Origin of the sequence: uncultured Streptococcus sp., assembly GCF_963545685.1 — a bacterium.
Classification (GTDB): domain Bacteria; phylum Bacillota; class Bacilli; order Lactobacillales; family Streptococcaceae; genus Streptococcus.
In genome coordinates this window covers 1-24,273 of record NZ_CAUUKN010000024.1, presented here as the reverse complement: position 1 = coordinate 24,273, position 24,273 = coordinate 1, and the positions used below count along the sequence as shown (strand labels likewise).

Genomic DNA, 24,273 nt, shown 5'->3' with positions numbered 1-24,273 from the left:
GTAACGCTAAAGACATCGCTATGGACTGGTGTAAAGGTGTTGGTGCAGCACGTGTAGGTCTTCTTGAAACAACATACAAAGAAGAAACTGAAGAAGATTTGTTTGGTGAACAAGCAGTTCTTTGTGGTGGTTTGACTGCCCTTATCGAAGCTGGTTTTGAAGTCTTGACTGAAGCTGGATATGCTCCAGAATTGGCTTACTTTGAAGTGCTTCACGAAATGAAATTGATTGTTGACTTGATTTACGAAGGTGGATTCAAGAAAATGCGCCAATCAATCTCTAACACTGCTGAATTCGGTGACTATGTATCAGGTCCACGTGTTATCACTGAACAAGTGAAAGAAAACATGAAAGCAGTTCTTGCTGATATCCAAAATGGTAAATTCGCTAACGACTTCGTTAACGACTACAAAGCTGGACGTCCAAAACTTACTGCTTACCGTGAAGAAGCTGCTAACCTTGAAATCGAAAAAGTTGGTGCTGAATTGCGTAAAGCAATGCCATTCGTTGGTCAAAACGACGATGATGCATTCAAAATCTATAACTAATGTGATAGCCTCAAAAACCAGCCTAGTGCTGGTTTTTTTGTGTTCTTAAGAAAGCAGTTAGCAGTTAGGATTATGACTTTGTGTGTAAAAAAACTCACTCCACTAGGGAGTGAGAATTGTCATGAATTAGTAAGTCAAAACAAAGTTTTTCTTCTTACCGCGACGGATAACAGTAATTTCATTGTCAATTTTATCGGTATCTGAAAGAGTGTAATCCAAGTCTTGTACACGTTCACCGTTGATATAGATGGCACCGTTTTGCACGTCTTCACGTGCTTGACGTTTAGATGGTGAAATTTTAGCATTGACGAGAAGTTCAACAATGTTAAGATTCTCATCTGCTGAAATCTCATAGGTTGGGACACCATTGAGGGCAACTTTAAGATCACGTGCTGAGAGGGCTTTAAGGTTACCAGCGAAGAGTTGTTCGGTGATGTGAACAGCTTGTTCATAGGCTTCTTTACCGTGAACCAAAGTAACCACTTCACGAGCCAGAACCTTTTGTGCTAAACGTTGGTGACGAGCTTGGTCAAATTCTTTGCCGATTTCTTCGATTTCTTCAAGTGACAAGAAAGTAAAAATCTTCAAGAAGCGAACGGCATCATCGTCCATAACGTTGAGCCAGAATTGGTACATTTCGTAAGGTGTTGTCTTAGTAGCGTCAAGCCAGACAGCGTTACCTTCAGATTTACCGAATTTTTTACCAGTTGAATCTGTGATAAGTGGAACTGTGATAACGTGTCCAGATTTGTCCGCTTTACGACGCAAGAGCTCAGTACCTGCTGTCATGTTCCCCCATTGGTCAGAACCACCAATTTGGAGGGTTACGCCATATTTATCATTGAGTTCATAGAAGTCGTAACCTTGCATAATTTGATAAGCGAACTCAGTATAAGAGATACCTGTTTCGATACGTTTTTTAACAGATTCCTTGCTCATCATGTAGTTAACAGTGAAGTATTTACCGACATCACGCAAGAAATCGATGAAGCTAACTGAACCAAACCAGTCATAGTTGTTGACCATAACGGCTTTGTTGTCACCATTTTCAAAATCAAGGAAGCGAGAGAGTTGGCCTTGGATTTTTTCGACCCAACCTTCAACGGTTTCTTTGGTTTGGAGGCTACGTTCAGCATCTTTAAATGATGGGTCACCAATCAAACCTGTTGCACCCCCAACGAGGGCGTAAGGTTTGTGTCCAGCCAATTGAAGGCGACGACTCGTAAGGATAGCGACAAGGTGTCCAAGGTGGAGACTGTCTGCTGTTGGGTCATAACCGGTGTAGTATGAGACTGGCCCCTCTTCAAAGGCTTTTACAAGGGCTTCTTCATCCGTGGTTTGAAAAATCAAGCCACGTGCTTTTAGTTCTTCAAAAATTGTCATGATATTCTCCAGTAAAGTATATTCTGCACCATTATACCAAAAGAAAGCAACCCTATGCAAGCTTTGTCAAAGTTTGCTATAATAGGTTTTGAGGTATTTCTATGAATTTTGAAAAAATAATAAATTATTTTAGACGGCTAGGGAAGGTTTTTCGTGAAAAATTTGCTGGCCTCAAGTCTAAAAAAAGAGGTAAATCTTTCAAAGTAAGGAAGGCTGGGATTAAATCTAAGTGGAATCGTAAGCAAGCGGAGAAGGCGCCTAAAGACAGAATGACACTCTTAGACATGGGTGATGTTTTTTTAAAGACCTTAAAGCTCTTGTCTGATTTCTTTTATGTGGTCATTATCGTTCTAACCTTGTTCGGTGCTGGGCTTGGCTTGGGCTATCTGGGGAGTCAGATTCAGTCTGTTCCATCAATTAAGGATAAAACCTTGTTGAATCGGATTAGCGAGGTTAGTTTGGTGTCTTCGATGAGTTATTCTGATTCTAAGAAGATTGCCGATATTGATACGGACCTGCTTAGAACTCCTGTTGAAAGTGATGCGATTTCTAACAATGTTAAAAATGCCATTATTGCTACTGAGGATGAAAATTTCAAGAAGCATAAGGGGGTCGTACCAAAAGCTGTCTTTAGAGCCTTGGTATCCTCAGTCTTGGGAGTAGGTTCCTCTAGTGGTGGTTCAACACTGACACAGCAGTTGATAAAACAACAGGTTACAGGGGATGCTCCAACATTTAAACGTAAAGCAGCAGAGATTATCTATGCACTACAACTGGAACGTCGTGCTTCGAAAAATGAAATTTTAACTGATTATCTGAATGTTTCTCCTTTTGGTCGTAACAACAAAGGGAAAAATATTGCTGGTATCGAAGAGGCTGCACAAGGGATTTTTGGGGTCTCTGCAGCAGATTTGACAGTTCCTCAGGCGGCTTATCTGGCAGGTTTACCACAGAGTCCGATTGTCTATTCACCCTATACTGCGGATGGTCAACTAAAAAATGAAGAAGATCTTTCCTATGGCTTGGCACGTCAGCAAGATGTGCTCTACAATCTTTATCGAGGGGGATATCTAGATAAGTCACAATACGAAAGTTATAAGAATTATGACATTACTAAAGATTTCAAGGCTGGGGAGAGTTCCGATTCAGTAAGTCATGATTATTTGTACTATTCAGTTATGTCTGAAGCTCAAGATGTCATGTATGACTATTTGGTTGAGCGAGACAAGGTATCAAGTCAAGATTTAAAAAATGATAAGACCAAGGAAACCTATCGTGAGATGGCCCTTAAAGAGCTACAAACGGGTGGCTATAGCGTTAAGACGACGATTGATGATGCAGTCTACAATGCGATGCAAGATACTGCGAACCAATATGGTGGTCTACTCGATCAGGGTGGTAATAACGGGGTTGAAGTTGGAAATGTACTCATGGACAATGCGACTGGAGCAATCTTAGGATTTGTCGGTGGTCGTAATTATGAGAATAACCAGAATAACCATGCCTTTGATACAGCTCGCTCTCCTGGGTCTTCTATTAAGCCTATTATCGCTTATGGAATTGCCATTGACCAAGGTTTAATGGGTAGCTCAAGTATTCTTTCAAATTATCCAACTAATTTTACAGGTGGGACACCGATTCTTCATGATGGCGATAAGGGGACGGCCATGATGAACTTGCAAGAGGCGCTTAATACGTCGTGGAATATTCCTGCCTTTTGGACTTATCAAATGCTTCAACATCATGATGTTGACGTTGAAGGTTATATGACCAAGATGGGTTATAAGATTGATAACTACAATATTGAGAGTCTGCCCCTTGGTGGTGGGATTGAAACTACTGTTGCTCAGCAGGTAAACGCCTATCAAATGCTTTCAAATGGCGGTGTTTATGAAAAAGGTTATATGATTGATAGTATTACTGATCACACGGGTGAGGTTATTTATCAACATAAATCTGAAGGGGTTCAGGTCTTTACAAAGGCTACAGCTAGCATTATGAATAACTTACTTAAAGAAGTTGTGGTTAAGGGAGCGACAACCCAATTTTATTCTGAGTTGAAAAATGTCAATGGTGCAGCGGCCTCAGCTGACTGGATGGGTAAAACAGGGACGACGGATAACTTTGCAGATGCTTGGTTGCTTGTGTCGACGCCTGGCATTACCCTCGGAGGTTGGGCTGGTTATGATGACAATGCACCTACCAATTCTAAAACGGGTTACACCTACAATGCCCAATATATGGCTCGTTTAACTTCAGCCATCTATAATGCTAATCCAAGTATTTTCAAAACGGGAGATAAGTTTAATATAGATTCAAGTGCTATTAAGGCAAGTGTGCTCAAATCGACAGGCCTTAAGCCAGCAACAGTATCGGTCAATGGCCGTAATGTCTCTGTAAGTGGTGAAATGGTTGATAGTTATTGGGCTAAAAATGGACCTGGCGATACAATCTATAAGTTTGCCATTGGTGGAACTGATAGTGACTACCAAAAAGCTTGGTCTAGTATTCTTGGAGGAAGTTAGGCTGTTTCCAAGAATGCTTGCAAAATAGTTAAAATTTAGGTATAATATAGGCAACTATTTGTCGTCTTATTTGGTTGAAATATTGTCCAATCAAGAGATACAGCAGTTAAATCAACGTTTTTTCGGTCAGATTTAGCTGCTATTTTTGTGCTTATTTTTAGTATTTTCGGCCTTTGTAATGCATGTTTAAAGATTCTAAAAATTCACAGATAAAACTTATTATTAATCGGATAAGTGGATATTAGTATCTAATCACTTGTTAATGGGATAAGCAACTGAAAAAGGCAGGAGACAAATATTTAAAGTGCACGACTTGCAAAGCAGGTCTCGAATGTAGAAAAGGAGTAGAAGACTTGGCAGGACATGACGTTCAATACGGGAAACATCGTACCCGTCGTAGTTTTTCAAGAATCAAAGAAGTTCTTGATTTACCAAACTTGATTGAAATCCAAACGGATTCATTCAAAGAATTCTTAGATACTGGTCTTAAAGAGGTTTTTGAGGATGTACTTCCTATCTCAAACTTCACAGACACTATGGAATTGGAATTCGTTGGTTACGAATTGAAGGAGCCTAAGTATACACTTGAAGAAGCTCGTATCCATGATGCATCATACTCAGCACCAATCTTTGTGACTTTCCGTCTTATTAACAAAGAAACTGGTGAAATCAAAACTCAGGAAGTCTTCTTTGGAGATTTCCCAATTATGACTGAGATGGGTACTTTCATCATCAATGGTGGTGAACGTATTATCGTTTCTCAGTTGGTGCGCTCACCTGGTGTTTACTTTAACGATAAGGTTGATAAAAATGGTAAAGTGGGTTACGGATCAACAGTTATTCCTAACCGTGGGGCATGGCTTGAGCTTGAAACAGATTCAAAAGACATCGCCTATACTCGTATCGACCGTACACGTAAGATTCCATTCACAACGCTTGTGCGTGCGCTTGGATTCTCAGGTGATGACGAAATTGTTGATATCTTTGGTGATAGCGAGTTGGTTCGTAACACTATTGAAAAAGATATTCACAAAAATCCAGCAGATTCACGTACTGATGAAGCGCTTAAAGAAATTTATGAACGTCTTCGTCCAGGTGAACCAAAAACTGCCGACAGCTCACGTAGCTTGCTTGTAGCTCGCTTCTTCGACCCACGTCGTTACGACTTAGCTGCTGTTGGTCGTTACAAAGTTAACAAAAAACTTAACATCAAGACACGTCTTTTGGGACAAACAATTGCTGAAAACTTGGTAGATCCTGAAACAGGTGAAATTCTTGTTGAAGCTGGTACTGAAATGACACGTGATGTGATTGATTCAATCGCAGAACACTTGGATGGTGATTTGAACAAATTTGTATACACACCAAACGATTATGCGGTGGTTACAGAACCTGTTGTTCTTCAAAAATTCAAGGTCGTTGCACCAAATGATCCAGATCGTGTGGTTACAATTGTTGGTAATGCCAACCCAGATGATAAAGTTCGTGCTTTAACGACAGCGGATATCTTGGCTGAAATGAGCTACTTCCTCAACCTTGCTGAAGGTATCGGTAAAGTAGATGATATCGACCACCTTGGTAACCGTCGTATCCGTGCCGTTGGTGAATTGCTCGCCAACCAATTCCGTATTGGTTTGGCTCGTATGGAACGTAACGTGCGTGAACGTATGTCAGTTCAAGATAACGAAGTCTTGACACCACAACAAATCATCAATATTCGTCCTGTAACTGCAGCGGTTAAAGAATTCTTTGGTTCTTCTCAATTGTCACAGTTCATGGACCAACACAACCCATTGTCAGAGTTGTCACATAAACGTCGTTTGTCAGCCTTGGGACCTGGTGGTTTGACACGTGACCGTGCCGGATATGAAGTTCGTGACGTGCACTACACGCACTACGGTCGTATGTGTCCAATCGAAACACCTGAAGGACCTAACATCGGTTTGATCAATAACTTGTCTTCATACGGACACCTTAACAAATATGGTTTCATTCAAACACCATACCGTAAGGTTGACCGTGCAACTGGTAAAGTAACCAACGAAGTGGTTTGGTTGACTGCCGATGAAGAAGATGAGTATACAGTTGCTCAGGCTAACTCTAAATTGAACGAAGATGGAACATTTGCAGAAGAAATTGTCATGGGTCGTCACCAAGGTAATAACCAAGAGTACCCATCACACCTTGTAGATTTCGTGGATGTTTCTCCTAAACAGGTAGTTGCCGTTGCGACAGCATGTATTCCTTTCTTGGAAAACGATGACTCCAACCGTGCCCTCATGGGTGCCAACATGCAACGTCAGGCTGTACCATTGATTGATCCTAAAGCACCTTATGTTGGTACTGGTATGGAATATCAAGCTGCCCATGATTCAGGTGCTGCAGTTATCGCTCAACATGATGGTAAAGTTGTCTATTCTGATGCCGATAAGGTTGAAGTTCGTCGTGAAGATGGTTCGCTTGATGTTTATACTATTCAAAAATTCCGTCGTTCAAACTCAGGAACTGCCTACAACCAACGTACTTTGGTTAAGGTTGGTGATATTGTTGAAAAAGGAGACTTTATCGCTGACGGTCCATCTATGGAAGGTGGAGAAATGGCCCTCGGTCAAAACCCTATTGTCGCATACATGACATGGGAAGGTTACAACTTCGAGGATGCCGTTATCATGAGTGAACGCCTTGTGAAAGACGATGTCTATACATCTGTTCACTTGGAAGAATTCGAATCAGAAACACGTGATACAAAGCTTGGGCCTGAAGAAATCACACGTGAATTGCCAAACGTTGGTGAAGAAGCCCTTAAAGACCTTGACGAAATGGGGATTATCCGTATCGGTGCTGAGGTTAAAGAAGGTGATATTCTTGTTGGTAAGGTAACACCTAAGGGTGAAAAAGACCTTTCTGCTGAAGAACGTCTTCTCCATGCTATCTTTGGTGATAAATCTCGTGAAGTACGTGATACATCACTCCGTGTACCTCACGGTGGTGATGGTGTCGTTCGTGATGTGAAAATCTTTACACGTGCAAACGGTGATGAATTGCAATCAGGTGTTAACATGCTTGTTCGTGTTTACATCGCTCAAAAACGTAAAATCAAGGTCGGAGATAAGATGGCCGGTCGTCACGGTAACAAAGGGGTTGTTTCTCGTATTGTTCCAGTTGAAGATATGCCTTACCTTCCAGACGGTACACCAGTTGATATCATGTTGAACCCTCTTGGGGTGCCATCACGTATGAACATTGGTCAGGTTATGGAACTTCACCTTGGTATGGCTGCTCGTAACTTGGGTATCCACATCGCAACACCAGTCTTTGATGGAGCAAGCTCAGAAGACCTCTGGGATACTGTTCGTGAAGCAGGTATGGATAGCGATGCTAAGACAATCCTTTACGATGGACGTACAGGTGAACCATTTGATAACCGTGTGTCAGTTGGTGTCATGTACATGATCAAACTTCACCACATGGTTGATGATAAACTTCACGCTCGTTCAGTTGGTCCTTACTCACTCGTTACTCAACAACCTCTTGGTGGTAAAGCACAATTTGGTGGACAACGTTTCGGTGAGATGGAGGTTTGGGCCCTTGAAGCTTACGGTGCATCAAACATTCTTCAAGAAATCTTGACTTACAAGTCTGATGACGTTAACGGACGTTTGAAAGCCTATGAAGCTATCACTAAAGGTAAACCAATTCCAAAACCAGGTGTACCAGAATCATTCCGAGTACTTGTTAAAGAATTGCAATCACTCGGTCTTGATATGCGTGTTCTTGATGAAGACGATCATGAAGTTGAATTGCGTGATCTTGATGAAGGTGAAGATGACGACGTTATGCACGTTGATGATCTTGAAAAAGCACGTGTGCAACAAGCCCAAGAAGCTGCTGAATTAGAAAAAGCTAAAGAAGAAGCTTCAGATAAAACAGAATAAAATAAGCTTTAGAGAGGGAGTTAAATCTCTCTGCTAAGGTAGCTGATAAAGGTGAGAATAGCGCTGCTATTGTCAATAGAACAAAAGAAAGGTAATACTAGTGGTTGACGTAAATCGATTTAAAAGTATGCAAATCACACTAGCTTCACCAACTAAGGTCCGTTCATGGTCTTATGGTGAAGTTAAGAAACCTGAAACAATCAACTACCGTACGCTCAAACCAGAACGTGAAGGTCTCTTCGACGAAGTGATCTTTGGTCCTACTAAAGACTGGGAATGTGCGTGTGGGAAGTACAAACGTATCCGTTATAAAGGTATCGTTTGTGACCGCTGTGGTGTTGAAGTAACACGTGCTAAGGTTCGTCGTGAACGTATGGGTCACATCGAGTTGAAAGCACCAGTGTCACATATCTGGTACTTCAAGGGAATCCCTTCTCGTATGGGATTGACTTTGGATATGAGCCCTCGTGCGCTTGAAGAAGTTATTTACTTCGCAGCTTACGTGGTTATCGATCCAAAGGAAACACCACTTGAGCCAAAATCTCTCTTGACCGAACGTGAATATCGTGAAAAATTGCAAGAGTATGGTCACGGTTCATTTGTCGCTAAAATGGGTGCAGAAGCTATCCAAGATCTTTTGAAACAAGTAGATTTGGAAGCGGAAATTGCTGAACTCAAAGAAGAGTTGAAGACAGCAACTGGTCAAAAACGTGTTAAAGCAGTTCGTCGTTTGGACGTTCTTGATGCCTTCTACAAGTCTGGTAATAAACCAGAATGGATGGTACTTAACATCTTGCCAGTATTGCCACCAGATCTTCGTCCGATGGTTCAATTGGACGGTGGTCGTTTTGCAGCATCTGACTTGAACGACCTCTACCGTCGTGTTATCAACCGTAACAACCGTTTGGCTCGTTTGCTTGAATTGAATGCTCCAGGTATCATCGTGCAAAATGAAAAACGTATGTTGCAAGAAGCGGTTGACGCTCTTATCGATAATGGACGTCGTGGTCGTCCAATTACTGGACCAGGTAGTCGTCCACTTAAATCTTTGAGCCACATGCTTAAAGGTAAACAAGGTCGTTTCCGTCAAAACTTGCTTGGTAAACGTGTTGACTTCTCTGGACGTTCCGTTATTGCCGTTGGTCCAACACTTAAAATGTATCAATGTGGTGTGCCCCGTTTGATGGCCATCGAACTTTTCAAACCATTTGTTATGCGTGAAATCGTTGCGCGTGAATACGCAGGTAACGTGAAAGCTGCTAAACGTATGGTTGAACGTGGTGACGAACGTATTTGGGATATTCTTGAAGATGTTATCAAGGAACACCCAGTGCTTCTTAACCGCGCACCTACTCTTCACCGTTTGGGTATCCAGGCCTTTGAACCTGTCTTGATTGATGGTAAGGCTCTTCGTCTTCACCCATTGGTATGTGAGGCCTACAATGCCGACTTTGACGGTGACCAAATGGCCATCCACGTTCCATTGTCTGAAGAGGCTCAAGCTGAAGCACGTTTGCTCCTTCTTGCGGCAGAACACATCCTTAACCCTAAAGATGGTAAACCAGTCGTAACGCCATCTCAGGATATGGTTCTTGGTAACTATTACTTGACAATGGAAGAAGAAGGCCGTGAAGGTGAAGGTATGGTCTTCAAGGATATTGATGAGGCAGTTATGGCTTATCGTAATGGTTATGTTCACTTGCATAGCCGTGTAGGTATTGCAGTAGATAGCATGCCTGATAAACCTTGGAAAGAAAACCAACTTCACAAAATCTTGGTAACAACTGTTGGTAAGATTCTCTTCAACTCAATCATTCCATCAGAAATTCCATATCTTCAAGAAACAACAAATGAGAACTTGACAGATAGTACACCAGATAAATACTTCCTTGAGCCAGGCCAAGACATCCAAACAGTTATTGATAGTTTGGAAATTAATGCGCCATTCAAGAAGAAAAATCTTGGTAACATCATCGCTGAAACCTTCAAACGTCTTCGTACAACTGAAACATCAGCTTTCCTTGACCGTTTGAAAGACCTTGGTTACTACCACTCAACACTTGCTGGATTGACAGTGGGTATCGCCGATATCCCAGTTATCGATAACAAACAAGAAATTATCGATGCTGCTCACCACCGTGTTGAAGAAATTAACAAAGCTTTCCGTCGAGGTTTGATGACAGAAGATGACCGTTATGTTGCTGTTACAACAACATGGCGTGAAGCGAAAGAAGCACTTGAAAAACGACTGATTGAGACACAAGATTCTAAGAATCCAATCGTTATGATGATGGACTCAGGAGCTCGTGGTAACATCTCTAACTTCTCTCAACTTGCCGGTATGCGTGGTTTGATGGCTGCTCCTAACGGACGTATCATGGAATTGCCTATCCTTTCAAACTTCCGTGAAGGTTTGAGCGTTTTGGAAATGTTCTTCTCTACTCACGGTGCGCGTAAAGGTATGACCGATACGGCCCTTAAGACAGCCGACTCAGGTTACCTTACTCGTCGTTTGGTTGACGTTGCCCAAGATGTTATTATTCGTGAAGATGACTGTGGAACAGATCGTGGTCTTCTCATCCGTGCTATTACCGACGGTAAAGAAGTTACGGAAACACTTGAAGAACGTCTTCAAGGTCGTTACACTAAGAAATCAGTTAAGAACCCTACAACAGGTGAAGTAATCGTCGGTCCAGATACTTTGATTACTGAAGACATGGCTGCAGCTATTGTCAATGCTGGTGTTGAAGAAGTAACTATCCGTTCAGTCTTTACATGTAACACTCGTCACGGTGTCTGCCGTCACTGTTACGGTATCAACTTGGCAACAGGTGATGCGGTTGAAGTTGGTGAAGCAGTTGGTACTATCGCTGCCCAATCTATCGGGGAACCTGGTACACAGCTTACCATGCGTACCTTCCACACCGGTGGGGTAGCCTCAAACACCGATATCACACAGGGTCTCCCACGTATCCAGGAAATCTTTGAAGCACGTAACCCTAAAGGGGAAGCGGTTATCACTGAAGTTAAAGGTACTGTTATTGAAATCGAAGAAGACGCTGCGACCCGTACTAAGAAAGTCTTCGTTCAAGGTAAGACTGGAATGGGTGAATATGTCGTTCCATTTACAGCTCGTATGAAAGTCGAAGTTGGTGACGAAGTACACCGTGGTGCGGCCTTGACAGAAGGGTCAATCCAACCTAAACGTCTCCTTGAAGTACGTGATACCTTGTCAGTTGAAACTTATCTTCTTGCAGAAGTGCAAAAAGTTTACCGTAGTCAAGGGGTAGAAATCGGTGACAAACACGTCGAAGTAATGGTTCGTCAAATGCTTCGTAAAGTACGTGTTATGGATCCAGGTGATACAGATCTCCTTCCAGGTACACTTATGGACATTTCTGACTTCACAGATGCTAACAAGGATATTGTTATCTCTGGTGGTGTTCCTGCAACATCTCGTCCAGTCCTTCTTGGTATTACTAAAGCCTCACTTGAAACAAATTCATTCTTGTCAGCGGCTTCCTTCCAAGAAACAACACGTGTGCTTACAGATGCAGCTATCCGTGGTAAGAAAGACCATCTTCTTGGTCTTAAAGAAAATGTTATTATTGGTAAGACTATCCCTGCTGGTACAGGTATGGCTCGTTACCGTAACATTGAACCACTTTCAGTTAACGAAGTTGAAGTTATTGAAAACATTGCTGTTGATGAAGCAATTGTGGAATCATCTGAAGACTTAGACTAAAACAAAAGAACTCACAAATGTGGGTTCTTTTTTGTACTTGTATAATCAAAAACTCTTCTATTCTTGCTATATGTGAAAAATAAAACCATTTTTTTTATCTTTTCCAGAAAATTTTGTATAATAAGGACACCAAAGATGAAGTGAGAAAGAGAAATGTACCAAGTAGTTGAAATGAAAGGGGATTTGGAACCGTGGTGGTTCTTGGAGGGTTGGCAGGAGGATATCATAAGTACTAAGGAATTTGAAAATTTTTACGATGCCCTCAAGTACTATAAAAAACTTTGGTTTGCCATGGAAGAAATCTTTCCAAGTTACATCAGCCGCAGTAGTGTCATGACAGCTTTTTGGGATCAAGAGGATAAACACTGGTGTGAGGAGTGTGACGAATACCTGCAGGTCTATCAATCAATTGCACTTTTGGATGATTGGCAGGAAATCCCTGAGGAAAAATACCGTCCAGGATATGAAAAGCGAAATGACCTTCCAAATCATGCCCACTGTAAAATTAAACGTTAAACAATGCAGAAGCTCGAATTTTTTCGGGCTTCTTTTCATTTTCTTGAACTTTTTACGAATAGGTTTATGAGGAGGTCCTTATGGTAACAGAATTTGCTAAGGAAATGATCAAAAATGCTGATAGTTGTGGGGCTCAAGACATCTACGTCATTCCACGTCAAGATATTTATGAGCTCTATATGCGAGTTGGCCAAGAGAGGAGATTGATTGATGTATATCGGCCTGATTTCATGGCTAGTCTTATTGGTCACTTTAAATTTGTGGCGGGAATGATGGTGGGTGAGAAGCGTAGGAGTCAACTAGGTTCCTGTGACTATGATTGTGGTGATGGTCAAAGGGTTTCTCTGCGTTTGTCAACCGTTGGGGACTATCGAGGTTTGGAGAGTTTGGTTATCCGTGTATTACATTCCGAACGTCGAGAATTAGTGTATTGGAATCAAGGAATTCAGCCTATTATGGATGCCTTGGATTATCGAGGACTGTATCTCTTTGCGGGTCCTGTAGGTTCTGGGAAGACCACACTTATGCATGAGCTAGTTCAGGAGCGTTTTAAGGGGCAGCAGGTAATTTCGATTGAGGATCCTGTTGAAATTAAGCAGGATAATGTCTTGCAACTACAAGTTAATCAGGCGATTGACATGACCTATGATAATTTAATCAAGCTATCTCTACGTCATCGTCCGGATGTTCTGATTATCGGAGAAATTCGAGATAGGGAGACTGCTCGAGCGGTTATTAGAGCTAGTCTGACAGGAGTGACTGTGCTTTCAACTATTCATGCCAAGAGTATCGCTGGCGTTTACGAACGTCTCTTGGACCTTGGCGTAGATAAGTCTGAGTTGGATAATGCTCTACAAGGCATTGCCTATATGCGTTTGATTAAGGGAGGAGGTGTGATTGATTTTGCCAGAGAAAATTTCCAAAATCATTCGTCGACCAACTGGAACCAGCAGTTGGAAAGTTTGGTTAACCAAGGATATCTCACTGAGAGGGATATCCAAGGGGAGAAAATTAAAGATTAACCAACAAGTCAAGGTTATCCAGCTCTTCAAACAACTGCTAAAGGCCGGTTTTACCTTAACTGAAATCGTAGCCTTTTTGGAGCGAAGTCACTTGCTGAAAGAAAGGTCCTTGTCTCTTATGAGAGAGAGTTTATTACGCGGTGATAGCTTGGACCAGATGTTTGCGTCAGTGGGTTTTTCGGACAATATTGTTACTCAGCTTTCTCTTGCTGACAAGCACGGTAATCTTCTAGGGAGTCTAACAAAAATTGAAACCTATATGCTTCGTATGACAAAGGTTCGCAAGAAACTCATGGAGGTGGCGACTTATCCCATACTACTTCTGGGTTTTCTGATTCTGATTATGCTAGGACTTAAAAATTATCTTCTCCCCCAACTGTTAGAGGGTGATGGTAAGGATAATTGGGCCGTAAAGTTGGTTCAAATTTTTCCTCAGCTCTTTTTTGTGAGTTTGTGTGGATTCCTTGTATTGAGCTTAATTCTCTATCTATGGGTGAAACGACAGTCAGCCCTTGTCTTATATCGACGAATGGCTAAAATCCCTTTTATAGGCCAAACTGTTAGGTTGTATACGACCGCCTATTATGCTAGGGAATGGGGTAATTTATTAGGTCAAGGTATTGACTTGTTGGACTTAGTTTCTCTTATGCAAGAGCAAAAATCTAAGCTGTTTCGTGAGCTGGGGGTCGATTTGGAAGATGCCTTGATGCTAGGACAGAGTTTTCCTGATCGTATTGCCAGTCACCCTTTTTTCACTAAAGAACTATCCTTAATTATTGCTTATGGAGAGGTTAATGCTAGGTTGGGCTATGAGTTGGAAGTTTATGCCGAGGAGGTTTGGCAAAACTTCTTTAACCGTCTTAATAAGGCAACAACCTTTGTGCAACCCCTCATTTTTGTTATTGTTGCTGTTGTGATTGTAATGATCTATGCAGCCATGCTATTACCAATGTATCAAAATATGGAAGGAATGATGTCATGAAATTGATGTTAAAAAAATTGAATGCCGTTAAATTACGAGCTTTTACTCTGATTGAAATGCTAGTCGTACTTCTCATTATCAGTATTCTCCTTTTGCTCTTTGTTCCTAACTTGAGCAAGCAGAAGGATTCCGTTAAGGAAACTGGAAATGCGGCTGTAGTCAAGGTCGTGGATTCTCAGGCAGAACTTTATGAAATGAAGAATAACAAGACAGCTAGCTTGGCAGCTCTTGTTTCAGAAGGTCAAATTACGCAAAAACAGGCAGATTCATACAATGATTACTATGCGAAACATGGTGGTGAAAGCCGCTCAGTGGCCAATTAGAGCTTTCACCTTGTTGGAGAGTCTGGTGACACTAGCAGTGGTTGTCTTTCTCACTCTGAGTTTATCAGGCTCAGTCACAGGTATTTTTCAGCAGGTTGAGACTAATCTATTTTATCTGCGTTTTGAGTACCTATACCGAGATAGTCAGCGCTTGGCAGCAGCGGAAGGATCTAATGTTGAATTGCAGTTGACTAAGGATAAGGTTAGTAATGGAAGGTCTAGTCTGATTATTCCTGAAAGTATTCATCTGGATAAGGGGCAGACGCTAGTGTTTGATGCCAAAGGAGGCAACTCTAGCCTCACGAAAATTCGTTTTTCAAGTGATAAGGAGGTGGTGACCTATCAGCTTAACATGGGCAGTGGTAAATATAAAAAGACGGTCTCTTAGAGGTTATATTCTTATTGAAAGCTTGGTAGCTATGGCTGTTTTAGTACTTGTCAGCGGTCTGATATTAGAACAAATTAATACTAATCGCAGACTAATGGCTGAGAATCTCCATCAACAAGAGGTCTTGAGTGTGGCAACAATGGCAGTTCAGACCAAGCAAGACCAGTTAACGCTGGATGGCATAACGGTGACAGTTAAACGTAGCCAGCAAGGTATCACAGTTTCTGAATCGGGAAAGGAGATTATTCATGTCTCTAAGCAGTAAGTTGCGTGCCTTTACCCTCTTGGAATGTCTAGTGGCCTTGTTGGTCATTGCTGGCTCAGTTCAAGTTTATCAAGGGCTAACTACTGTACTGGTGAGTAATGTTAAGCAAGTAAGACAACAAGAAAACCAAGACTGGCTCCTATTTGTTCAACAAATGGAGGTAGAATTAGAAGGTTGTCAGTTGGTCAAGGTAGAGGGAAACAAACTCTATGTCAAGCAAGATAATCAAGACTTGGCTTTTGGTCTTTCAAGTGCCTCTGATTTTCGAAAAACAAATGCTGATGGTCGAGGCTATCAACCAATGCTTTTCGATGTAAAATCTAGTACGGTAAGTCAAAAGAACCAGATAGTTACCATCCAAGTGACTCTTAAAAATGGACTACAAAGGAGTTTTATTTATGCTTTTGAAAAAACAGGTTAGGGGAGGTGTTCTCCTCTACGCTCTTTTTATGGCTGGCATTTTCACACTCCTTCTTCATGTTTATCTGGAACGTGTGGTTGCTAGCTCTAGACAAAACCAAGCACAAATAGTGGCCGGTCAAAGTCGTCTCATGGCAGAGATGACAATGGACTTGGTGGATAAGGAAGCAGGTGCTTTTAGTTTTTCTCAGGGTACTACGACTTACGAGGTTAAGGATAAACAAGTGATTGTCAGAGTTGCCAGTAAAGGTCAAATCAAGACCTATCGTTATGTGAAGAAACAGGAGCAGAAATAGAAATTCTCTTTCCTTTTTGATATGATAGAGGGACGGAGGAAATCATGAATTTTGAAGCAATTGAGACAGCTTTTGAGCTGTTGTTAGAAAATGTCCAAACCATTGAAAATGATCTTGGAACCCATGCTTACGATGCTCTTATTGAGCAAAACTCCTATTATTTGGGAGCTGAGGTTGCTAATGAACTCATCATCAAAAACAACGAGAAATTACGGGCTCTTAATCTAAGTAAAGAGGAGTGGCGTCGTGCTTTTCAGTTTTTGTTTATCAAACTAGGACAATTGGAAGCTTTACAAGCCAATCATCAATTTACACCGGATGCTATCGGATTTATCATTCTGTACCTGCTCGAAGGTTTGACCCAGGAAAATCAATTAGATATCTTAGAGATTGGTTCGGGAACAGGAAATTTGGCTGAAACTCTTCTAAATAATAGTCAGAAAACCCTTAATTATATGGGGATGGAAGTTGATGATCTTCTTATCGATTTGTCAGCTAGTATTGCTGAGGTGGTGGATTCAGCTGCGGTTTATATTCAAGAAGATGCTGTTAGACCACATATTCTCAAAGAGAGCGACGTTATTATCAGTGATTTACCTGTAGGTTACTACCCTAATGATGAGATTGCGAGTCGTTTCAAGGTAGCAGCAACTGGTGAACACACTTATGCCCATCATCTTCTTATGGAGCAATCGCTTAAGTATTTGAAGAAAGACGGTATTGCTATTCTTTTGGCACCAACTAATCTTTTGACAAGTCCTCAAAGTGATTTGTTTAAGAAGTGGTTATCAGGATATGCTGATATTATTGCCGTTATCACTCTTCCGGAAGCAGCTTTTGGCAATAAGCACAATATGAAGTCTATCTTTGTGCTTAAAAAGCAAACAGAAAATGCTCCTGAGACCTTCGTTTATCCACTTAGTGATTTGCAAAATCCAGAGGTTCTCAAAGATTTTACAGAGAATTTCCAAAATTGGAAATCAGATAATTCCATTTTCTAGCAAAACATGTTAGAATAGGGATATATTATTGAAAGCGTTTTACAAAGAGGTGGCTTATGACAAAAACAATAGCAATCAATGCAGGAAGTTCTAGCTTGAAATGGCAATTATATGAAATGCCAGAAGAAGTTGTTCTTGCTAAGGGGTTGATTGAACGTATCGGCTTGAATGATTCTGTTTCAACAGTAAAATTTGCTGACCAATCTGAATCGCAAACCCTAGATATTGCTGACCATGTTCAAGCGGTAAAAATCTTGCTTGATGACTTGATTCGTTTCGATATTATCAAGAGCTATGATGAAATTACAGGTGTTGGTCACCGTGTGGTTGCTGGTGGAGAATATTTCAAAGAATCAAGCTTGGTAGATGAAGATGCCTTGGCTAAGATTGAAGAATTGTCAGCCTTGGCGCCGTTACACAATCCAGGTGCAGCTTCAGGGATTCGTGCCTTCAAGGAGCTTCTACCAGACATTACAAGCGTTGCTGTCTTTGATACAGCTTTTCATACATCTATGCCAGAAGTGGCTTACCGTTACCCAGTGCCTAATCATTATTATACAGACTATCAAGTTCGTAAATACGGAGCACACGGAACTAGCCACCAATTTGTTTCTCAAGAAGCAGCTAAGCTACTAGGAAAACCTATTGAAGAAACGAAGATTATCACAGCCCATGTGGGAAATGGTGTTTCAATTACTGCCGTTGATGGTGGTAAATCAGTGGACACTTCAATGGGCTTGACACCACTTGGCGGAGTTATGATGGGAACACGTACTGGAGATCTTGACCCTGCGATTATTCCATTCATCATTGATCGTGAGCCTGACATGGCCGATGCTGAACGTATTCGTCATGTCTTTAACAAGGAATCAGGCCTTCTTGGCATTTCTGAAAAATCAAGTGATATGCGTGATATCATTGCTGGTAAGAATGCTGGTGATGAAAAATGTGCCTTGGCTTATGATCTTTATGTGGATCGTTTGCGTAAATACATCGCTCAATACTTCGGTGTGTTGAACGGAGCGGATGCTATCGTCTTTACAGCAGGTATTGGTGAAAACTCTGCCGAGGTTCGTGCTTCAGTTTTGGATGGTCTCACTTGGTTTGGTATTGAAGTGGATCCTGAAAAGAATGTCTTTGGACATGTAGGCGACATTACAACAGCAGAGTCAGCTGTTAAAGTATTTGTTATCCCAACAGATGAAGAGTTGGTGATTGCGCGTGATGTTGAGCGCCTTAAAACTAAATAAGTTATCAAAAATTTGATAAGACCAGAAAAGTTGGCCGAGTGATTGGTCAGCTTTTTTGAATGCTCTGAAAGAATCATTCGCCTATGGCTATATATGTGTAATTCAATAAGTAAAGAAAACTTTACAAAAAAATGTAAAAAAGACTTTACAAAATATGTGAAGTAAACTATACTATAAATGTAAAGTTAACTTAACAAAGAAAAGTAAGGAGTTTAACTATATGAGAATAAACGATAAGGTTGAGGTACCACATGGAAACAAAAATTCAGGAACTTCGCAAGGCTAATAAGATTAGTCAGGCAGAGTTAGCAGATGAGATGGGAGTCACGAGACAGACCATCATTTCACTCGAAAAAGGACGCTATAATGCGTCGTTGGAACTAGCTTTTAAAATTGCTAGGTATTTTGGAAAGACTATTGAAGAAGTCTTTATTTTTGAAGAAGATTAAGGAGTAAAGATATGTTTAAACAAGTAATGAAGAAAATTGGTGTTATTTTTTTAGCGCTCACTCTACTAATCTTAGATTTAACACTATCACGTGCTTTCCCGCTACTTACTCAGGATGGTAAGTTTTCACTTGTGGAGCAAATAGGTTACGGTGTTTGGGCATTAGGGAGTTTGGCTATTTTTATCGTGATTGCTTATAGATTTAAACTCTTATCGCTTAAAGAGATTAATTGGAGACGTCTCGTTGCGATTGCTTCTCTAAATCTCGTCATCTTTTTCCTAGGTGATCTTCTAGGGTATTTTGTTGGTCAGTTAACACACAATGCGGCTATGGAACATCAAGATACTTTAAAAAAGATATTTATTCACGTACCAACCTATCTTCAGTTTGCAGTAGTAGGTTTTATCATTCCTGTTATGGAAGAAATCGTTTTTAGGGGACTCTTAGCCAAGGTGCTCTTTGGAAAATACTTTAAGACAGGTCTTGTTATTTCCAGTCTTTTCTTTATGGCTGGTCACTCAGCATTTACGCCTCAGACAATTGTCATCTATGGTATTGTGTCAGCTGGTTATGCGGTAACATATTATAAGACTAAGCATATCGAGTACAGTATGGGTGTCCATATCTTAAACAACAGTATAAGTGTCCTACTCAGCCTTTTCGTGTAAGGTGAATAAGTGTTTAAAGTTGTCAGTGAAAAAAGTTATATTGCTCTTATAAAGGATAATAAAGGGAGTGTTAAGATATGTTAATAAAAATGTTAGTAGGAAAGAGAAAAACAGAGGATGAGTTTAAGAAATACATTACACGAGTAGCTTGTTCTCTTTTGTCTTTGGGTGTTTTGGGATTGTTTATTATTCGCTCTAACAGTCTTAGTGATTTTGCGCTAGGATTAGTAGTGGGGGTTACCATTACGAGTTATGCCCTGTCGATTTATTATTTTGCAGCGCTTAGGCATTCGAAACGTCTCCGTCAGATGTACATTGCTGCCTACGATGAGAGAAATAAAAAAATTTTGCAGGCGACAGCAGTTGCAACACTGGTTCTGGAGTTTTTGCTTATCTTTGCTTTGATTGCCCTATATGCTTTTGTTAATCTTCAGTTGCCCTATGTTACAGTCCTATCTATCTTGCTCTATGGCTTAGTTTTGGGATTTGCTCTTTTTCGTCTTATTCTATCTAAAATAGGATAAGAGTCCTTAATTATACCTCTATTTTCATAGTGTCTTGTCAAAACAGTAGAATTGTATTATAATAAAGATACAATATAAAGATAAAAAAGAGGTAACTTCTTATGAAAAAAGGGTCGATTTTAAAACGTTTTCTTTATTTTTTACTGGCTTTCCTAATTTTGTGTATTGAACAAGCTCCAACCATATTTGTTGGTGTTAAAGATGTGAGGGCAGTGAGTCTTCTAATTTTGGTTATGCTACTCATTAGTGTAGGAGCTCTTTTCTTAGGAAAACGCATAGGTCTTCTCGAGGGGTTCAAGACACTTTCTTCCCTAAAGGCATGGGGTATGATTGGCCTGACCTACCTAGGTATTTACATTGTCACTAGGCTTGGTGCAATGGTCATGATGTGGGAAGGTGTTAGTAATAGCACCAACCAGGCAGCCATAGAAAATGCCCATATGAATCCTTTTGTTCTTATAACAGTTACGGTGATTGTGGCACCGATTGGGGAAGAGTTGATTTTTCGAGGGCTCCTCATGGGACGTGTCTTTAATCCAGATTCTATTGTTGGCTTGATTTTGAGCAGCTTACTTTTTGGCCTTGTTCATATGCCTAATAGTATCGGTGTTTGGATTGTATATGCAGGTATGGGGTTTGCCCTTGGGACACTATATCGTAAGTTTAAAAAGTTAGAATACTGTATCATGGCCCATATGATTAACAATAGTATTGCGGTTTCAACGATGTTACTCTTGCAATTTTTAGCGCCATATATCAAATAAAGCTCGGAATTTTCCGAGCTTTTTACTATAATTTTTTGGCTTTGGCAATAGTGGTATCAATACTGGAAACAACACTATGGGTAAGGCCAGTCCGTTCAAGGTCCATAAGACCAGCGATAGTGGTTCCACCAGGGCTACATACCTTGTCAATAAGATCATGTGGACTGTCGCTACCCAGACTGAGATTTTCAGCAGTAGCTAGAACTGTCTGTGTGGCAATGGTCAGAGCAACTTGCTTACTTAGGCCATTTTTGACGCCAGCCTTAGTCAGAGCCTCGATAAAGAGGGCGATGTAGGCCGGACTAGAGCCAGCTAGAGCAGTAAAGGTATCGAAGTCCTTCTCAGCCAATTCAACAGTAGTTCCAAAACTATCTGTGATTTCCTTGGCAACTGCCAGAAGGTCCTCGGATACTTTATCATTGGTGCAAAGACCGGTAGTGCTCTTAAGAATCTGAGCATTAAGGTTAGGCATGATACGAATAAGAGGTAGGCCTGGACTAGTGAGTGAAGCGAGGCGTTCCAAGGTCACTCCAGCAGCCATACTCATGATAGGTTGACGAAAGTTGAGGCCAGCTAGTACCTTATCGAACATTTGAGGCTTGATACCTAATATGACCAGGTCAGCCTTATCCAACAATTCCTGATGGGAAGCAGCTGCTTCAACCTCTAATTCCTCTGCAATTTGGCGCGAACGAGCCAAAGAAGACCCTGAAATAATGATACGATGTGAGCTTGTATTTAGGCCGTTGATAATAGCTGTTGCCATTTTTCCGACACCGATAAAACCGATAATCATGGGTTACTCCTTATCTTAGTAGTTCTTAATCAAATCTACTGTTGAGCGATCCAACTTCTTAACAATAGCTTGTAAAAAGGCTTGTGCTTCTAGGAAGTCATCCTTAGCATATAGGGTTTGGTGCGAGTGAATGTAACGGGCACAAACGCCAATAGTTGTTGATGGAACACCAGTATTCTGCAAGTGAGCGGCACCAGCATCTGTTCCGCCCGCAGCACAGTAGTATTGGTATTTGATACCAGCTTCTTCAGCTGTAGTCAAAAGGAAATCTTTCATATTTGGCAACATGATGTGACCTGGATCGAAGAAACGAATAAGGGTACCATCACCTACCTTACCTTGATTACCATAGATATCACCTGCAGGAGAACAGTCCACTGCAAAGAAAACTTCAGGATCAAATTTAGTGGTAGAAACATGGGCACCACGTAAACCAACTTCTTCTTGAACGTTGGCACCAGCAATTAGAGTATTATTGAGTTCTTGATCTTTAACGTTTTCCAAGAGTTCACGAATCATGAGAACACCATAACGGTTGTCCCAAGCTTTAGAAATCACATTTTTTTGATTGGCTGTTAGAATCGTTTCTGATTCAGGAATAATGACATCACCTGGGAAAACACCGTAGGCATTAGCTTCTTCTTGGTTGGAAAAACCAGCATCAAAGACGATATCAGAGACACTAGGAAGACTTGAAGTCCCACCGCTGCCACGCAAGAAATGAGGTGGGACTGAACCTGAGATGACAGGATAGATACGGCCGTCACGAGTGTGTAGGGTAAAGCGTTGAGAACTGACAACTAGTGGGTTCCAGCCACCAAGCTCGACTACACGGAAAGTCCCGTCGGCCTTGATCTCCTTAATCATAAACCCAACTTCATCCATGTGGGCAGCCACGAGCACCTTAGGGGCATTTTCCGCTTGACTATGCTTGATACCAAAAATACCACCAAGACCATCTGTTTGCACCTCGTCTACGAGCGGTGTGATCTGTTTGCGAAGGTAGTCGCGTACAGGTGCTTCAAAGCCCGAAGTGGCACGGAGTTCGGTTACTTCTTTAATTTTGTCAAATAGGGTAGTCATAAAATCCTCCTTGGGTAGTACTTGCTACTATTTTAGCACGATTCTCAAGAGATAGGTAGCCTCTCCCCATTCCTCTAAAATTATGGTAAAATGTTTCTTATGAAACGTAAAACATTGGCCTTGTTTGCTGGAGGCGTAGGAGCTTTAGGTCTCTTGGCAATGATAGAAAAGTATAGACAGTCACGCGTAGAAATGAAGAAAGCTGTATTAATCCAAGATATTAGACAAGAATTATCACACCTTGGACCCATCGCAGTTCTTTACATAAATCCTACGGATAAGGAAAATCCTGGGCTCATAGGAGGTATCGTCTTAGAGGATGGACGTGCCTATAGCTTTGTTTATGCAGAGGACAAGCTGACCTATGAGGAGGATCAAGCATGATTATTCCTAAGAATCTTGAAGAACTGGCAAGCTATGTCGAGAGTGATCAAAAAGTGGTCTTCTTTTTTACTGCCGATTGGTGTCCAGACTGCCAGTTCATCTACCCCGTTATGCCTGAAATTGAAGTCAACCATCCAGATATGACTTTTGTGCGTGTTAACCGTGATGATTATATGGCCTTAGCACAAACGTGGAATATTTTTGGTATCCCAAGTTTTGTCGTGGCTCAGAATGGTCAGGAATTGGGTCGTTTGGTCAATAAAGCTCGTAAAACCAAAGAAGAAATCACTGCCTTTTTGGCAACAGTATAAGGAGAATCCATGATTTTTGCATACAATAAAGAACAAGTTGGCGACGTTTTGTTAGTTATCTTGGAAGATACTAAGGACATTAAACGTAGCGTAGAACGTAAAGGTAAGGTGGCTCGTGTCACAGCTGATGAAACAGGTAAGACTCTTGCTTGGAACATTTTTGAAGCGTCAAGCCTCATTGATGTCGAAGGAAATGGTCAAGTTTTCTTGTCAGACCAAGATGTAGCTATCTTAAATGAGGAATTGGCTAAAGAGGGCTTTGAAGAGCGATTGGAAAATACGCAAGGTCCAGTCTTTGTGGTTGGACAAATTGATGAAATGGTTCCACATCCAGACAGTGACCACCTTAACATCTGTCAAGTGAACATCGGTGATAAAAAGGTCCAAATCGTTGCAGGAGCACCAAACGCATCTCTTGGTCTTAAAACTATCGTAGCTCTCCCTGGTGCTATGATGCCTAGCGGTGCCCTTATCTTCCCAGGTAAACTTCGTGGTGAAGATAGCTATGGAATGATGTGTGCCCCACGTGAGTTGGCTCTTCTAAATGCCCCACAAAAACGTGGAATCATTGAACTCGATGATTCAGCAGTAGTCGGCGAGGTTTTTGATCCAGCTAAACACTGGAAAGGATAAATAATAAAATGATATGCCCCCTGTCAAGTAGACAGGTTAAATATCTAATAGTAGTGTCTGTT

23 protein-coding genes and 1 pseudogene are annotated in these 24,273 nt (G+C 41.2%); 21 read left to right on the top strand and 3 right to left on the bottom strand.

Annotated features, from left to right (window positions below; all coding sequences use genetic code 11):
* Positions 1–548, top strand: a pseudogene (locus tag RWZ99_RS05930) (ketol-acid reductoisomerase); the annotation flags it as partial.
* A gap of 126 nt (positions 549–674) precedes the next feature.
* On the opposite strand, the gene tyrS reads toward RWZ99_RS05930, so the two are convergent.
* Positions 675–1,931 carry a tyrosine--tRNA ligase gene (gene tyrS, locus RWZ99_RS05925; RefSeq protein ID WP_003092098.1) on the bottom strand — a complete coding sequence of 419 codons (1,257 nt, stop codon included), beginning with the start codon at positions 1,929–1,931 and terminating at the stop codon, positions 675–677.
* A 101-nt stretch (positions 1,932–2,032) separates the two neighbouring features.
* Between tyrS and pbp1b the strand changes: the two genes are divergently transcribed.
* The 17 genes from pbp1b to RWZ99_RS05840 all read left to right on the top strand — a co-directional run bounded on the left by pbp1b (position 2,033) and on the right by RWZ99_RS05840 (position 21,004).
* Positions 2,033–4,456, top strand: coding sequence for a penicillin-binding protein PBP1B (pbp1b, locus tag RWZ99_RS05920; protein ID WP_314677055.1), 2,424 nt, complete (start codon positions 2,033–2,035; stop codon positions 4,454–4,456).
* Positions 4,457–4,809: 353 nt separating this feature from the next.
* Complete coding sequence (gene rpoB / locus RWZ99_RS05915) at positions 4,810–8,391, top strand: DNA-directed RNA polymerase subunit beta (RefSeq protein ID WP_314677054.1); 3,582 nt, start codon at positions 4,810–4,812, stop codon at positions 8,389–8,391.
* 100 nt (positions 8,392–8,491) lie between these two features.
* Positions 8,492–12,136 (top strand): DNA-directed RNA polymerase subunit beta', encoded by a 3,645-nt coding sequence (gene rpoC, locus RWZ99_RS05910; RefSeq protein ID WP_314677052.1) that lies wholly within the window; start codon positions 8,492–8,494, stop codon positions 12,134–12,136.
* Between the two features lie 153 nt (positions 12,137–12,289).
* The gene (locus tag RWZ99_RS05905; protein ID WP_314677051.1) at positions 12,290–12,652 is read left to right on the top strand and encodes a DUF1033 family protein; all 363 of its coding nucleotides are present in this window, start codon (positions 12,290–12,292) and stop codon (positions 12,650–12,652) included.
* A gap of 80 nt (positions 12,653–12,732) precedes the next feature.
* Positions 12,733–13,674 carry a competence type IV pilus ATPase ComGA gene (gene comGA, locus RWZ99_RS05900; RefSeq protein ID WP_314677050.1) on the top strand — a complete coding sequence of 314 codons (942 nt, stop codon included), beginning with the start codon at positions 12,733–12,735 and terminating at the stop codon, positions 13,672–13,674.
* Positions 13,556–14,656 (top strand): competence type IV pilus assembly protein ComGB, encoded by a 1,101-nt coding sequence (comGB, locus tag RWZ99_RS05895; protein WP_314677049.1) that lies wholly within the window; start codon positions 13,556–13,558, stop codon positions 14,654–14,656. The genes comGA and comGB overlap by 119 nt, the downstream gene beginning before the upstream one ends.
* The gene (gene comGC, locus RWZ99_RS05890) at positions 14,653–14,979 is read left to right on the top strand and encodes a competence type IV pilus major pilin ComGC (protein WP_002946126.1); all 327 of its coding nucleotides are present in this window, start codon (positions 14,653–14,655) and stop codon (positions 14,977–14,979) included. The genes comGB and comGC overlap by 4 nt, the downstream gene beginning before the upstream one ends.
* The gene (comGD, locus tag RWZ99_RS05885; RefSeq protein ID WP_314677056.1) at positions 14,939–15,367 is read left to right on the top strand and encodes a competence type IV pilus minor pilin ComGD; all 429 of its coding nucleotides are present in this window, start codon (positions 14,939–14,941) and stop codon (positions 15,365–15,367) included. Before comGC ends, comGD begins: the two co-directional genes overlap by 41 nt.
* Positions 15,339–15,632, top strand: coding sequence for a competence type IV pilus minor pilin ComGE (gene comGE / locus RWZ99_RS05880; RefSeq protein WP_314677045.1), 294 nt, complete (start codon positions 15,339–15,341; stop codon positions 15,630–15,632). Before comGD ends, comGE begins: the two co-directional genes overlap by 29 nt.
* Positions 15,616–16,053, top strand: coding sequence for a competence type IV pilus minor pilin ComGF (gene comGF, locus RWZ99_RS05875; RefSeq protein WP_314677044.1), 438 nt, complete (start codon positions 15,616–15,618; stop codon positions 16,051–16,053). The genes comGE and comGF overlap by 17 nt, the downstream gene beginning before the upstream one ends.
* The gene (comGG, locus tag RWZ99_RS05870; protein ID WP_314677042.1) at positions 16,031–16,348 is read left to right on the top strand and encodes a competence type IV pilus minor pilin ComGG; all 318 of its coding nucleotides are present in this window, start codon (positions 16,031–16,033) and stop codon (positions 16,346–16,348) included. The genes comGF and comGG overlap by 23 nt, the downstream gene beginning before the upstream one ends.
* A gap of 44 nt (positions 16,349–16,392) precedes the next feature.
* A complete protein-coding gene (locus tag RWZ99_RS05865) occupies positions 16,393–17,349 on the top strand; it encodes a class I SAM-dependent methyltransferase (protein WP_314677041.1) in 957 nt (318 codons plus the stop codon).
* Positions 17,350–17,405: 56 nt separating this feature from the next.
* On the top strand, positions 17,406–18,599 hold the full coding sequence (locus RWZ99_RS05860; protein ID WP_314677040.1) for an acetate kinase: 1,194 nt from the start codon (positions 17,406–17,408) through the stop codon (positions 18,597–18,599).
* A 251-nt stretch (positions 18,600–18,850) separates the two neighbouring features.
* Positions 18,851–19,048, top strand: coding sequence for a helix-turn-helix transcriptional regulator (locus RWZ99_RS05855; RefSeq protein ID WP_002885716.1), 198 nt, complete (start codon positions 18,851–18,853; stop codon positions 19,046–19,048).
* Between the two features lie 11 nt (positions 19,049–19,059).
* Positions 19,060–19,716, top strand: coding sequence for a CPBP family intramembrane glutamic endopeptidase (locus tag RWZ99_RS05850; protein WP_118185874.1), 657 nt, complete (start codon positions 19,060–19,062; stop codon positions 19,714–19,716).
* Positions 19,717–19,793: 77 nt separating this feature from the next.
* Complete coding sequence (locus tag RWZ99_RS05845) at positions 19,794–20,240, top strand: CAAX protease (protein WP_314677037.1); 447 nt, start codon at positions 19,794–19,796, stop codon at positions 20,238–20,240.
* A 101-nt stretch (positions 20,241–20,341) separates the two neighbouring features.
* On the top strand, positions 20,342–21,004 hold the full coding sequence (locus tag RWZ99_RS05840) for a type II CAAX endopeptidase family protein (protein ID WP_314677036.1): 663 nt from the start codon (positions 20,342–20,344) through the stop codon (positions 21,002–21,004).
* Between the two features lie 25 nt (positions 21,005–21,029).
* On the opposite strand, the gene proC is transcribed toward RWZ99_RS05840, so the two are convergent.
* On the bottom strand, positions 21,030–21,800 hold the full coding sequence (proC, locus tag RWZ99_RS05835; RefSeq protein ID WP_314677034.1) for a pyrroline-5-carboxylate reductase: 771 nt from the start codon (positions 21,798–21,800) through the stop codon (positions 21,030–21,032).
* A gap of 15 nt (positions 21,801–21,815) precedes the next feature.
* Positions 21,816–22,883 (bottom strand): glutamyl aminopeptidase, encoded by a 1,068-nt coding sequence (gene pepA, locus RWZ99_RS05830; protein WP_314677032.1) that lies wholly within the window; start codon positions 22,881–22,883, stop codon positions 21,816–21,818.
* Positions 22,884–22,982: 99 nt separating this feature from the next.
* Between pepA and RWZ99_RS05825 the strand changes: the two genes are divergently transcribed.
* The 3 genes from RWZ99_RS05825 to ytpR are packed head-to-tail and all read left to right on the top strand — an operon-like array spanning position 22,983 to position 24,211.
* A complete protein-coding gene (locus RWZ99_RS05825; RefSeq protein ID WP_314677030.1) occupies positions 22,983–23,267 on the top strand; it encodes a DUF4651 domain-containing protein in 285 nt (94 codons plus the stop codon).
* On the top strand, positions 23,264–23,578 hold the full coding sequence (locus tag RWZ99_RS05820) for a thioredoxin family protein (protein ID WP_314677029.1): 315 nt from the start codon (positions 23,264–23,266) through the stop codon (positions 23,576–23,578). The genes RWZ99_RS05825 and RWZ99_RS05820 overlap by 4 nt, the downstream gene beginning before the upstream one ends.
* A 9-nt stretch (positions 23,579–23,587) precedes the next feature.
* A complete protein-coding gene (gene ytpR, locus RWZ99_RS05815; RefSeq protein WP_314677027.1) occupies positions 23,588–24,211 on the top strand; it encodes a YtpR family tRNA-binding protein in 624 nt (207 codons plus the stop codon).
* Positions 24,212–24,273: the final 62 nt, after the last annotated feature.

Coding starts and splice junctions, on each gene's coding strand:
- tyrS (WP_003092098.1), bottom strand. CDS start 1,931: ATGACAATTTTTGAAGAACTAAAAGCACGTGGCTTGATTTTTCAAACC.
- pbp1b (WP_314677055.1), top strand. CDS start 2,033: ATGAATTTTGAAAAAATAATAAATTATTTTAGACGGCTAGGGAAGGTT.
- RWZ99_RS05905 (WP_314677051.1), top strand. CDS start 12,290: ATGTACCAAGTAGTTGAAATGAAAGGGGATTTGGAACCGTGGTGGTTC.
- comGA (WP_314677050.1), top strand. CDS start 12,733: ATGGTAACAGAATTTGCTAAGGAAATGATCAAAAATGCTGATAGTTGT.
- comGC (WP_002946126.1), top strand. CDS start 14,653: ATGAAATTGATGTTAAAAAAATTGAATGCCGTTAAATTACGAGCTTTT.
- comGD (WP_314677056.1), top strand. CDS start 14,939: ATGCGAAACATGGTGGTGAAAGCCGCTCAGTGGCCAATTAGAGCTTTC.
- comGF (WP_314677044.1), top strand. CDS start 15,616: ATGTCTCTAAGCAGTAAGTTGCGTGCCTTTACCCTCTTGGAATGTCTA.
- comGG (WP_314677042.1), top strand. CDS start 16,031: ATGCTTTTGAAAAAACAGGTTAGGGGAGGTGTTCTCCTCTACGCTCTT.
- RWZ99_RS05865 (WP_314677041.1), top strand. CDS start 16,393: ATGAATTTTGAAGCAATTGAGACAGCTTTTGAGCTGTTGTTAGAAAAT.
- RWZ99_RS05860 (WP_314677040.1), top strand. CDS start 17,406: ATGACAAAAACAATAGCAATCAATGCAGGAAGTTCTAGCTTGAAATGG.
- RWZ99_RS05855 (WP_002885716.1), top strand. CDS start 18,851: ATGGAAACAAAAATTCAGGAACTTCGCAAGGCTAATAAGATTAGTCAG.
- RWZ99_RS05850 (WP_118185874.1), top strand. CDS start 19,060: ATGTTTAAACAAGTAATGAAGAAAATTGGTGTTATTTTTTTAGCGCTC.
- RWZ99_RS05845 (WP_314677037.1), top strand. CDS start 19,794: ATGTTAATAAAAATGTTAGTAGGAAAGAGAAAAACAGAGGATGAGTTT.
- RWZ99_RS05840 (WP_314677036.1), top strand. CDS start 20,342: ATGAAAAAAGGGTCGATTTTAAAACGTTTTCTTTATTTTTTACTGGCT.
- proC (WP_314677034.1), bottom strand. CDS start 21,800: ATGATTATCGGTTTTATCGGTGTCGGAAAAATGGCAACAGCTATTATC.
- pepA (WP_314677032.1), bottom strand. CDS start 22,883: ATGACTACCCTATTTGACAAAATTAAAGAAGTAACCGAACTCCGTGCC.
- RWZ99_RS05825 (WP_314677030.1), top strand. CDS start 22,983: ATGAAACGTAAAACATTGGCCTTGTTTGCTGGAGGCGTAGGAGCTTTA.
- RWZ99_RS05820 (WP_314677029.1), top strand. CDS start 23,264: ATGATTATTCCTAAGAATCTTGAAGAACTGGCAAGCTATGTCGAGAGT.
- ytpR (WP_314677027.1), top strand. CDS start 23,588: ATGATTTTTGCATACAATAAAGAACAAGTTGGCGACGTTTTGTTAGTT.